Genomic DNA, 12,152 nt, shown 5'->3' on the forward strand with positions numbered 1-12,152 from the left:
TTCAATTATTGATTATTCTTAATTGCCGTTATAAAATATTGAAATGAAAAAAAAGGTTTCTTACTTACAATTGCGGTTCTGTTACTGCTTTCCTGCGGAGAAAATACGACTAAAACAGGCATCTTTGTCAAAGACATCGCCGAATTGAATGAAGCTATTACAAAGGCAACTCCCGGAGATGAAATCGTCATGGCGAATGGCGATTGGACAGACGTTCAAATCCGATTCGTCGGTTATGGAACCGAAAATCAGCCCATCACCCTAAAATCAGAAACTGCTGGTGAAGTAGTAGTTAAAGGAAATTCTGATTTAAAACTTGGAGGAGAATACCTAGTTGTTGACGGCTTATTTTTTACCGAGGGCGCATCTCCTTCCGAATCGGTCGTTGAGTTTGCAATTAACGAAGATACGGTCGCCAACCATTCCAGAATCATTAACAGCGTAATTATAGATTTTAACAAAGCCCAAAGAAACCAATCGGATCTCTGGGTACTTTTTAAGGGGCGATATAATGAATTAGATCATTGTTATATCGCTGGAAAATCCAATCGAGGTCCTACCATCAGGGTCGATTTGGCAGGAAATAAAAGCATAAAGAATTACCATAAAATCACGAATAACTATTTTGGGCCAAGACCTCCCAAAGGCGGACCTAGTGCCGAAACTATCCAACTTGGTAATAGTTTTACTTCCATGGCGCCTAGCTATACCCTCGTGGCCAACAATTTCTTTGATCGCTGTAACGGGGAAGTTGAAGTTATTTCAAGTAAAACGAATTTCAATGAGTTCAGGAATAATGTCTTTTATAAAAGCGAAGGTTCCTTAGTAACGAGGCACGGAAACTATTGTATCATAGATGGGAATTATTTTATCGGGGATACAAATTCCGAACAAATTGGGGGCGTACGATTGATAGGTACAGGCCACTGGGTAACGAATAATTATTTTTATAACCTAAGGGGAAAGGTTTTTAGAAGTCCACTTGCCGTTATGAACGGTATTCCAAAATCGCCGCTGAATCGATATATACAGGTTACGGATGTTGTAGTGGCACACAACTCTTGGATCAATTGTACTTCGCCTTTGCAATTTGGCGTGGGGTCTAATATAGACCAAAAGGATGTGCTGCCCGCTTCCGAAATCAGGTCAGAAACACCGATTCGTACTATTGTCGCGAACAACCTAATCTACAATGAAAAGGGTGATGAACAGCCCATAGTTGCCCACGATTCCTTAGATGGAATCAACTTCAAAAGTAATTTGATAAACAATCAAGGCGGCTCATTTAGCCATGATTCAGGATTTAAACAAGAGGATTTTTCACTTTCAGAACTGGAGGAAAACATTTTTGTTCCATCGAATGAACTACCTGATATTGACCTATATAATGGTTTCGAGTTTGACTTAATTACAGAAGATTTGTTCGGCCATGCACGGGCAAACAAGAATGCAGTTGGAGCAATCTCCGTCGCATCAGTTGAGAAGCCAAATCTGATGGACTTGTCCCGATACGGTCCAGATTGGTATGCTGTAAAATCTACGAACGCAGATAGTGCCGCAACCTATAATGTAGACTCTATTGCCGAATTGGAGGCTGCTATTCATAACACAAAAAACGGCGACACGATTGTATTAACAGCCGACAATTACGATTTAAAATCCCCATTAAAAATTAATAAAAACCTCACTATAAAGTCCGCTGATTCAAATAAAAAGGCTGTCATAAGTTATGATGGAGCAGCGAAAACTCCAGCTTTTGAAATGAACCCCAAAGGACAGCTCACTTTAGAAGGTGTTAACCTTAAAGGAGCACAAAATCAATATGCCTTTGCGAGTTTACAGGCTAATATGTCAAGCCTATATAATCTGACGGTCATAGATTCTGAAATAAGTGATTTTGATTATGTGTTGAAAGGCTATAAATATTCGTTCTCAGAGTATATTAAATTTACTGCTACAACCATTAAAAACTGTGCAAATGGTTTGGAATTCGCAGCAGAAGATGATGACAAGGGTGAGTATAACGCAGAAAACATTTTCATTGATAATTGCAAATTTGAAGGCGTTGCTAAAAACGTAATCAACTACTACAGGGGGGCTATGATGAATCTACCGTAGGTGGGAATCTGAAAGTAACAAATAGTAGTTTTACTCGATGTGGGGCCAAAGAAGAAAACGGAATTTTAATCAATACCTATGGTATCATCAATGTTGACCTTGCAAATAATACGTTCTCGGATAACAGGGTGAAAATGGTGGCGCGACTATGGGGTGCCAAGAACAATTCACATTCCGATAATGTCATAGAAAACTCTGGAGAATTGATTGTTGAACAAAATCTTCCTCTTAAGTTAATGTACTAGAAATTATGCTCGGATCCGCTGACGACGAAAGGGGAGTCCTCAACACCGAGATGTTAACCTTTAACCGAGGTAAGTTCATCAATGTTAAGCAGATCGCAATCTATTTCAACCGGGGCGGATATGATGAATCGACCAATGGTGGGATTTTAACCCTGCCCGACAACACTTTTACAAATCGGATGAATGAAAATCCAATAATACACATCATGAATATACCGCAGTTAATACAAAAGAAATTCGTTGGCATGTATTTCGCCATGGCAATAATCACAATGTCATGTTCAAGTCCGCGCAAAATTGTTGTTCAGGATTTACAGATGCAAATACCATCGGGCATGAATATATTCACCGAAGAATTACTTACAGGTGAAATTGCCGACACAAAAATCGAGCACATAGGCTACATGGGACCGACCGAACAAACCATCTCGCTGTCCGATGGGAATGTCAGTATGTTCTTGTTCGTTAGTGGAAAAGGAACGATTCATGCCGATTCAATAATGCGCAGTCTTGGGCCGGAATCGATTGCGATTCCGATGAACAAAATTCGCCAAGTTCAGTTTAAGGTTTCCGAAGGCGAGCAATTACATTTCTTACAGTTTATCAAAAAAATGTCGCTGCAGGAAATCGAGGACCTGAAGAATTTCCCGGAAGAAAATAAATACGATCTCTTTTTTACCCGGTTCGTCGATAGTGAACCCTATACCGAAAAAATTAAGAGTCCGAATACCGTCAGTCGAACGGTACTGCCTGCCGATATTGTTCCTCGCGTATCTCTTGGAACGGTTGAGGTAATGGGCCCAGACGAGGTCGGGGCACATGAACACCCTATGCTCGATCAACTTTTCTTAGGCCTTACGGATAATGACATTACGGTACATGCCGACGATGCTTCGACCGAACTTAAAGCGTATTCCTTATTACATATTCCAATTGGTTCAAGTCATTGGGTAACTGTCGATGAAAACAAAAAAATGAATTATATGTGGATGGATTTTTTCCTCACTAAAGAAGGACAAGAATGGCTAAAAACGCACAAACCAACAAGCACCGATAAAAATAAGTAACGGTGAGATGGGGCCTGCTACCCATCTTAAAATAAGACCTAAACCATGCCTAAAAAAGTAATAACATTTGGTGAAGTAATGATGCGTTTGTCCCCACCGGGCTATGAAAAATTTTCACAGGCTTCTTCCTTCGAACTCGTCTACGGAGGTGGTGAGGCGAACGTAGCCATTTCATGTGCTTATTTGGGCATGAAAGCCGCCCACGTGACCCGTTTTCCTGATAATGCTCTTGGAAAAGCGGCCACACAATTTTTACGGAAGCATTGGTTAAGTACCGAACATGTTGTTTATGGCGATGACATGATGGGCAAGTACTTTCTTGAAAAAGGAGCAGTGCATAGACCAAGTGAAGTAATTTACGAAAGGGAAGGTTCTTCTTTCTCCTTAATCGAGCCTTCAATGGTGAATTGGAAAGAGGTGCTCAAAGACGCCGATTGGTTCCATTGGACAGGGATTACCCCGGCTATTTCGGAAGGCGCCTACCAATGCTGTTTAGATGCCGTTAAAACAGCGAATGAATTAGGAATACCGGTTTCAGGAGACATTAATTCCCGCAGCAACATGTGGAAGTATGGGAAAACCATGCAGGAGGTTATACCCGATTTGGTAGAACATTGCGACGTAGTGATTACCAGTAGCCGAAGTATTCGCGAAATGTTCGCATTGGGAAAACCGGAAGATAACTTCCAGGATTTAGCCAAACAATTGATAGCTCTTTTTCCCAATATCAAGAAAGTGGTCAAAAAAACCAGAAGAACCCTAAGTGCTTCCCATAACCAAATTCAGGGTAAAATGTGGAACGGACAGGAGTATATTAAAACTGATATGTTGAACATTACCCACATTATTGACCGCGTTGGTACAGGAGATGCTTTTGCCGCTGGCCTTATTTATGGGCTATTGCATTATGATGATGAACAGGCTTTGGATTTTGCTTCCGCTGCCTGTGCCTTAAAGCATACCGTTCCGGGGGATGTAAATATGGTGTCTTTAGAGAACGTGCAAAGTTTAATGGAAGGCGATACTTCGGGCGCGATAAGAAGATAGGTTTTGATGACTAAAAAATCAATATGATATCCAACTACGATTATTTAGTAGTTATTACGTATTTCGTTTTAATGATTACCGTAGGTGTGGTATTCAAGCGAATGAACAAAAATACTAGTGACTATTTTCGAGGGGGCGGCAGTATGCTGTGGTGGTTGGTAGGCGCAACAACTTTTATGTCATTTATTAGCGCGGTAACGTATACTGGTGCCGCAGGAAAGGCCTATGAAACAGGTACCTTCGTTTTCGTAGTTTACATGGCTAACGGCGTGGGCTTCTTCATTAGCTTTCTTTATTTTTCCAAACGCTTTCGACAAACCAGAGTGGTCACGGCAATTGAAGTAGTTCGAGAACGTTTTGGCAAGGCCAATGAACAGTTTTTTACATGGATGGTGGTTCCTTTCGGGGTAATCCATGGCGGCGTATGGTTGTATAGTTTAGGCATCATAATTTCCACAGTTTTTGGGGTCAGTATGGAGATGACCGTACTTTCCGTTGGCATAACCGTTTTGGTCATATCGCTGTTAGGTGGTTCGTGGGCCGTAGTTGCAAGTGATTTTATGCAGTTGATGATTATGGTGCCAGTGGCTGTTGTAATGGCATTCTTGTCTTTACGAGAATTGGGTGGTGTTGGTAGTTTTATAGAGCAATTGCCCACTTCGCAATATAACTGGTCAGAACTGGCCGATAGCAAAGTCGTTTGGCTTTGGTTTATCGCATCGTTTTGCAAACAGTTTTTTTCCGTAAATAACACGAATGACGGATATCGGTTTTTGGCCGTAAAAGATTCAGACCAAGCACGAAAAGCTTCTTTAATGGCATCAATTCTATTTTTTACGGTAACCATCATTTGGTTCATCCCTCCGATGGCGGCATCAATTCTGTTTCCAGATTTATCCGCTGTAGAATCGCTAAAGCCTTTGGGCGAAAAAGCGGTTGATGGTATTTATTTGGCAATGGGTATCGAATTGCTTCCTGTTGGGATGATCGGAGTAATGATCTGTGCCATATTTGCGGCCACCATGTCCTCCATGGATAGCACGTTAAATCGAAACGCCGGAATTTTTGTGCGGAATTTTTATAAACCCATCCTAAGAAAATCGGCTGATGAGAAAGAGTTGTTTCGGGTTTCGCTTATCACAACGGTAGTACTTGGTGCCTTCGTTATTCTTTCAGCCATTTTTTTTAGTGAACTGGAAGGAATAAATCTTTTCGATATCAACATGCGACTTGGCGCGATGATTTCACTTCCTTTTATGATACCGCTAACCTGGGGTATCATTTTTCAGGATACGCCTCGATGGGCAGGATGGTCAACGGTATTACTTGGCATGTTGATTTCTTATGTTATCCAAACGCACGTAGGTCCCGAAGTATTGTTGCAGTTTATTGGCGTCGATACACCATGGTCAAGCCGTGAACTAATCGATGTGATGTTCTTTTCCAATGTGTTTGCAGTAATTATTTTATGCAGCATCTGGTTTTTGGGGGCACGGCTTTTTAGAAATACTTCCCCAGAGACCTATCATGAAGAGGTCGAACGGTTTTTTGTAAAAATGAATACGCCCATAGACTATGAAAAGGAACATGGACACAAAGGGAACGACGCACAGCAGTTTAAGATTTTAGGCAATATGTGCCTGGTTTATGGTACTTTTCTATCTTCATTGGTGTTAATTCCCAACGACCTAACGGGAAGACTTTGTTTTGTCTTTATAGGGGGAATAATGCTTACCGTTGGATTTATTTTTAAGAAGAAATACAAAAAGAGTAAAATTGGTATAGTATGAAAATTAAGGATATAAAAGTTTTTGTTTGCTGCCCAGGGCGGAATTTCGTTACGGTAAAGATAATAACGGAAGATGGCACGTACGGACTAGGAGATGCCACCCTGAACGGAAGGGAAATGGCCGTAGTGGCCTATTTAGAAGAACATGCCGTTCCCTGTCTTATTGGAAGAGATGCCCATCAAATCGAGGATATTTGGCAGTATCTGTACAAAGGGGCCTATTGGCAAAATGGTGCCGTGAGCATTGCCGCAATTGGTGCGATAGATATGGCGCTTTGGGATATCAAGGGAAAACTTGCCAATATGCCGGTTTACCAACTACTCGGCGGAAAAAGCAGAAAAGGAGTTACGGTGTACGGTCATGCCAATGGGGAAACTATAGAAGAAGTCCTGAAGAACTTGGGCACTTTTATAAAAGAGGGATACAAAGTGGTGCGCTTGCAATGTGCCCTACCGAATACAAAAGGGACCTACGGAACCATGGAGGGTAAAAAAAACTACTACGAATTACAAGGGAATCGGCCTTTACCGCCAGAACAAGAATGGTCGACAAACAAATACATGAATTTCATTCCCGAACTGTTTAAACAGGCACGGGATAAATTCGGATATGACATTCATCTTTGCCATGATGTACATAGCCGATTGACCCCTATCGAGGCATCTCGTTTGTGCAAACTCTTAGAACCTTATAAGCTGTTTTTTATAGAGGATGCCGTGACCACTGAAAACCAAGAAGGATATAAAGTCATTCGAGAACATACCGATACCCCTTTGGCTACCGGAGAAAAGTTCAATACGATTTGGGATGCCAAAGAAATGATACAAAACCAATGGATAGATTATGTGCGAACTGCTTTATCTCATGGTGGTGGATTAACTCCCCTAAAAAAATTAGCCGACTTTGCAGCATTATATCATGTGCGTACAGCTCCACACGGAGCTCCCGACCTTTCACCCGTAAGTTTTATGGGGCATATGCATTTTAATCTTTGGGCGCCAAATTTCGGGGTTCAAGAATTTGTTGGTTTCGGCACCCCTGAAATAAACGAGGTTTTTAAGTACAATGTTGAATTGAAAGAGGGCTTACTTTATATGGATGATAAACCTGGTTGGGGTATTGAGTTCGACGAGGAAGCCGCAAAAAAGTATCTCTACAAGCGGTCGTATCTTCCTGTAAATCGTTTGGAAGATGGCACCTTATGGAATTGGTAAAATAGAATAGAAAGAAGAAACACAGATTCATGGATAAAAAATTAAAAGTATTGATATCAGGAACCGGATTTGCCGGCCAAGGTCATGCAGATGCCTTTCGCGCTGTAGGAGCAGAGGTAGTTGGCATGGTAGGAAGAACACCAAGTGTGGTAAAAGAGGTGGCGGAGAAAATGAATATTCCCTATTCTGGTACCAATTGGCAACAAGCATTACTAGATTGTCAACCTGATATTGTTTCAATCGCCACTCCAGGTGGTGCTCACTACGAACCCATTAAACAGGCCATCGCATTTGGATGTCATGTGTATAGCGATAAACCCCTGACAGATAGCGCCGAGACTGCCATGGAATTATATGAACTTGCCAAAGCGAAAAATGTAAAAACAGCCTTCGCTTCAAGCTTTCGTTATATGCCCTGTGTTATTCATGCGAAGCAATTAGTGGCTAGTGGTGCAATCGGAGAACCTGTAGAAGCTGAGTTTATATCGCACTTCAATCTGGAACGCGATATTCCCTTCGGATGGTCGCATCGAAAAAGAAGATGGTGGCGGTCGTTTGAACAACAATTTTACCCACATGATGTCCATTGCCACCTCGGTTATTGGCGAAAAAATACTCTCGATAATCGGAGAGGTACGTGATGATTTGGGCAAGGCACCCATCGTTGAAGGGGTGCATAATTTTAAGACGCGAAGAGACCATATTCCTGAAAATCTTAATGACCCCAATCTTAAATGGGGAGAAAGTAATGTTGAATGGTCGTATACCGTTTTGGCAAAACTAGAAAGTGAAATGGCTACCAAACCGGTTTCCATCTTGTTTAAACACGGGGGACTAAACCCCAGGTTTAATGAAGACCATATCGTGTTTTACGGCACAAAGGGAGCTATTTACATTAAAGGCCACTATGGCATGGGTCCGCTGTATGTGTGGGATGAAAATAAAACGTGGCAAGAACTTCCTTTACCTCAAGACATTGTCGATGACCAACCAAAAGTAGCCGGCGATACGGAGAGAAATTGGCAATACCTAGCGCGTGAATTCGTAAAAGATATTAAAGGGGAGAACGCTTCTTATTACCAGTCTTTCAAAGAAGGAAGTCTGTACCAGCAACTCATCGAATTAATCAGAAAGAATGACAACTGCACGGACGTTCGTCATCTGCAGTAAAAAACCTTGAGGAAAGCCCCGAGGAATTTAAAAGAGAAGAACACTTTTGATTTTGAGGCAACCCTCATAATAGTATTAATCTCGATTATCGAGTAAACAACCAAAACTATGTTCTACGACTATATCGTAATTGCGATTTACTTTGTTTTAATTCTTGCAATTGGCGTGGTGTTTTCGCGAATGGCGAGTAAATCTACGAGCGATTACTTTCGTGGCGGTGGAAGAATGTTATGGTGGATGGTTGGCTCAACCGCTTTTATGGCGCAATTTTCAGCCGTGACCTTTACAGGCGCGGCAGGTAAAGCTTTCGCTGATGGATTTGCGATTGTCGCGGTCTATATAGGCAATACTTTTGCCTTCTTTGTTGGGTATGCTTTTTTCGTACATCGCTTCAGACAAATGAGGGTTGATACTCCCACAGAGGGAATAAAAAGACGATTTGGCCCTCAAAATGAGACGTTTTTTGCGTGGGCTCTGATTGCATTCTCTTTTCTAAATGCGGGGGTTTGGTTAAACGCTCTTGGTGTTTTTACGAGTGCTGTTTTTGATGCGGACATCTCATATACCATTGTGGGTATTGGTTTTACCGTACTTTTTGTATCGGTACTTTCCGGCGCTTGGGGCGTGGTTGCCTCTGACTTTGTGCAGACTTTGGTAGTGGCCGTTGTTTCAATTGCCTGTGCGGTGGTCGCATTGGTCATGGTGGATGGGCCGGTTAATATGATTAAAAATTTTCCGGGTGGATTTCTTATCGGTCCGAATATGAACTATCCTTTAATATTATTCGGAACATTCATATTCTTTTTACCCAAACAGATAATAACAATGATGAATCTTCATGATTCCTTTCGATGGCTCAATGCAAAGGATTCCTTCAATGCTCGCAAAGCTGCTTTGTTGGCCATGACATTAATGGGAGTAGGAAGTATTATATGGTTCATTCCACCCTGGGCTGCTGCAACCCTATATCCGGATGCAGCAGCAGACTATGCGCAACTAGGCAATAAGGCAGGCGATGCGGTATATCTGGTATTCGCCAAAAATGCCATGCCTATAGGAACCGTTGGGTTGTTGATGGCCGGACTTTTCGCAGCTTCTATGTCTTCCATGGATTCCGCATTGAATAAAAACGCAGGCATCTTTATTCGAAGTATCTACCAACCTTTTCTCGCTAAAAGGAAGAAACATAAAGAAGACAAGAAGTTATTGCGCATCAGCCAACTAGTCAGTTTTATAAGTGGATTGGGAGTTATTACCGCCGCGCTATTTTTCGCATCCCTTAAAAAACTAAGTTTATTTGAATTGATGATGTCCGTCTCAACGATGGTGCAAGTACCAATGATGGTACCGTTAGTAGTTGGAATTGTGGTAAAAAAGACTCCGAAATGGGCACCTTGGGCAACTATTGCAGTAGGATTTTTTGTTTCCTGGTTGGTTATGAATGTGTTCACCGCAGAAGTATGTGCAGGATTGTTCGGTATAGAATCGCTTACTGAACGTGAAATTATAGACATGAATATCATTTTAACGGTTGCGGGCCATGTGTTCATTACCGCTGGTTTTTTCTGGGCCACTTCCTTGTTCTACAATGAGGGAAAAGACGAAAACAAACTAGAAACCGACCGCTTTTTCGAGGACCTACAAAGACCCGTTATTGCAGATGGTTTACAAGACGAAGTCGATCGTCAGCAAAGGCGTAAATTGGGCAATATGGTAATGGTGATGAGTGCAGGTATTTTGCTAATGGGGCTCATTCCCAATCCGCTCTGGGGCAGAATGATGTTCGTGATTTGCGCGCTGATTATTTCCAGTATTGGCTTTTTATTGAAGCGTAGTGCGAAAATCAAAAGCTTTTCAAGCTAACCACATCCCAGCACTAGGTTTCTGAAAAAAATCACGGCGTTTGGGCTAGTCCTATTTGGTGTTTTCGGGAACGGCACTCCGCCATCCGCTCGCCAATCGCGCGGAGAGTTTTTTGATGGTTTCCTTTTGAGCGGGAGCTTCGGCGATATTAATGGTTTCGTCAGGGTCGTTCAGGCTATCGTACAGTTCCGCACTTTTAAAATCGCCCTTTACACCTTCTTTCTCATCCCAAGCATACCATTCGATGTAGTGGTAGTCTTTTGTATTTATCGAGTATCCCATATACCGCTTCCCGTCCACTGAAACTCTAGGCCTTCGATGAAACTGACTAAAGGCAGCTGTTTTCCAGGGCTGTTGGGGTTCGGTAAGCAAGGGAACGAAACTGGTGCCTTGGGCATATTCAGGAGTTTCAATACCGACAAGTTCACATAATGAAGGAAACATATCCACCAATTCGGTCAGTGCAAAAGTTTCTGCACCCCTCAATTTTTGGTCGGGATATCTGATGATCATCGGTACTTTTAAATCGATGTTATAGTTGGTCATTTTGCCCCAGCTGTTCAAATCGCCCAGTTTCCATCCATGATCTCCCCAAACGATGATAATCGTATTGTTATATATGTCTATTTTTTTCATGTGGGCAATCAAATTTCCAAGAAGCGCATCCACGTAACTAACACTGGCATAGTATCCCTGCCTAAGAGTACGAACAGTGTCTTCTGCCATTCGGTAGTCCGACGTTGGGTGGCCGATATGGTTAAAACCATCATAATGTCTCAGTTCATACATCGAATTCATGGAGTACAAGGGTGCATTTTCCGAAACATTCGGGTTGTTGGGTAACTGAATCTTTTCTTTATCATAGAGATCCCAATATTTTTTGGGCACGGTAAACGGAAGATGTGGCCTAAAATATCCCAGTCCCATATAAAAGGGTTTGTCCATTTTTGATAAACGGGTCAGTGTTCTTTTCGCCAGCTCGTTTTGTGCACCGTCGTAGTATAGTGTGTCGTGAACATCGGCTGCTTCCCAGGCAGGTCCTGTATTCCATCCATCGGCATATCTAATCGGACGTAATTTCAATAGGGAATCCCTTTTTACCTCCTGGGATCTATTGACTTCCTCACTGATGTAAAAAGTTTCGCCGTCCCTTCCAAGCCATTCGGGTCGTAGATATTCCGAAGGTCGTAAATCCGGCTCATCCCATGAAATAGAATCGGGCATGTAATTATGGAAAATTTTACCAATATTAACGGTATGATAACCGAACTTTGAAAAGTACTGTGGCATGGTCACTGCATCAGGTTCCAATTCACGAAACTTATCCCCCAAATGCCAAACTCTGGTGGAATCAGGTCGCAGCCCGGTCATTAAACTTGCGCGAGACGGGGCGCATACCGCCGCCTGGCAGAAGGTTTGTCTAAAGGTCATTCCCTCGCTCGCCAATTGGTCAATATTCGGACTAATGGCAATCGAATCTCCATAAACCCCCAATGTTGGCCTAAGGTCATCTATGGAGATAAAAAGTATGTTCGGTTTTCTATCGCTCTGGACAGTTTCTTTACAGCTAAGGAAAAGTAGAAAACTGAATATGAAAATTCCACTGGAAAATACAATCCTTAAAGACATAAAAGTAAT

At 42.1% G+C, this 12,152-nt stretch carries 9 protein-coding genes; 8 read left to right on the top strand and 1 reads right to left on the bottom strand.

The genetic code is table 11. The features are described 5' to 3' along the window. Positions 1 to 144 precede the first annotated feature (144 nt). The 8 genes from N8A86_RS14275 to N8A86_RS14310 all read left to right on the top strand — a co-directional run bounded on the left by N8A86_RS14275 (position 145) and on the right by N8A86_RS14310 (position 10,514). Positions 145 to 2,118, top strand: a complete 1,974-nt coding sequence (locus N8A86_RS14275; protein WP_273566007.1) for a chondroitinase-B domain-containing protein — start codon at positions 145 to 147, stop codon at positions 2,116 to 2,118. Positions 2,119 to 2,368: 250 nt separating this feature from the next. Beyond that, positions 2,369 to 3,430 (top strand): cupin domain-containing protein, encoded by a 1,062-nt coding sequence (locus N8A86_RS14280; RefSeq protein ID WP_273566008.1) that lies wholly within the window; start codon positions 2,369 to 2,371, stop codon positions 3,428 to 3,430. A gap of 45 nt (positions 3,431 to 3,475) precedes the next feature. Then, positions 3,476 to 4,477, top strand: coding sequence for a sugar kinase (locus tag N8A86_RS14285; protein ID WP_273566009.1), 1,002 nt, complete (start codon positions 3,476 to 3,478; stop codon positions 4,475 to 4,477). A 23-nt stretch (positions 4,478 to 4,500) separates the two neighbouring features. Beyond that, positions 4,501 to 6,267 (top strand): sodium:solute symporter family transporter, encoded by a 1,767-nt coding sequence (locus tag N8A86_RS14290; RefSeq protein ID WP_273566010.1) that lies wholly within the window; start codon positions 4,501 to 4,503, stop codon positions 6,265 to 6,267. Next, positions 6,264 to 7,481, top strand: a complete 1,218-nt coding sequence (gene manD / locus N8A86_RS14295; protein ID WP_273566011.1) for a D-mannonate dehydratase ManD — start codon at positions 6,264 to 6,266, stop codon at positions 7,479 to 7,481. The genes N8A86_RS14290 and manD overlap by 4 nt, the downstream gene beginning before the upstream one ends. Before the next feature lie 50 nt (positions 7,482 to 7,531). Then, on the top strand, positions 7,532 to 8,122 hold the full coding sequence (locus N8A86_RS14300) for a Gfo/Idh/MocA family protein (RefSeq protein WP_273566012.1): 591 nt from the start codon (positions 7,532 to 7,534) through the stop codon (positions 8,120 to 8,122). Next, positions 8,058 to 8,651, top strand: coding sequence for a hypothetical protein (locus N8A86_RS14305; RefSeq protein WP_273566013.1), 594 nt, complete (start codon positions 8,058 to 8,060; stop codon positions 8,649 to 8,651). The genes N8A86_RS14300 and N8A86_RS14305 overlap by 65 nt, the downstream gene beginning before the upstream one ends. Before the next feature lie 108 nt (positions 8,652 to 8,759). Next, complete coding sequence (locus N8A86_RS14310; RefSeq protein ID WP_273566014.1) at positions 8,760 to 10,514, top strand: sodium:solute symporter family transporter; 1,755 nt, start codon at positions 8,760 to 8,762, stop codon at positions 10,512 to 10,514. 51 nt (positions 10,515 to 10,565) lie between these two features. On the opposite strand, the gene N8A86_RS14315 is transcribed toward N8A86_RS14310, so the two are convergent. After that, positions 10,566 to 12,143, bottom strand: a complete 1,578-nt coding sequence (locus N8A86_RS14315) for a sulfatase (RefSeq protein WP_273566015.1) — start codon at positions 12,141 to 12,143, stop codon at positions 10,566 to 10,568. Positions 12,144 to 12,152: the final 9 nt, after the last annotated feature.

The organism is Maribacter halichondriae, from assembly GCF_027474825.1.
GTDB lineage: Bacteria > Bacteroidota > Bacteroidia > Flavobacteriales > Flavobacteriaceae > Meishania > Meishania halichondriae.

Bases quoted from the DNA above. Each gene is read 5' to 3' on its own strand.
- N8A86_RS14280 (WP_273566008.1), top strand. From the start codon at position 2,369: ATGCTCGGATCCGCTGACGACGAAAGGGGAGTCCTCAACACCGAGATG.
- N8A86_RS14285 (WP_273566009.1), top strand. From the start codon at position 3,476: ATGCCTAAAAAAGTAATAACATTTGGTGAAGTAATGATGCGTTTGTCC.
- N8A86_RS14290 (WP_273566010.1), top strand. From the start codon at position 4,501: ATGATATCCAACTACGATTATTTAGTAGTTATTACGTATTTCGTTTTA.
- manD (WP_273566011.1), top strand. From the start codon at position 6,264: ATGAAAATTAAGGATATAAAAGTTTTTGTTTGCTGCCCAGGGCGGAAT.
- N8A86_RS14305 (WP_273566013.1), top strand. From the start codon at position 8,058: ATGATGTCCATTGCCACCTCGGTTATTGGCGAAAAAATACTCTCGATA.
- N8A86_RS14310 (WP_273566014.1), top strand. From the start codon at position 8,760: ATGTTCTACGACTATATCGTAATTGCGATTTACTTTGTTTTAATTCTT.
- N8A86_RS14315 (WP_273566015.1), bottom strand. From the start codon at position 12,143: ATGTCTTTAAGGATTGTATTTTCCAGTGGAATTTTCATATTCAGTTTT.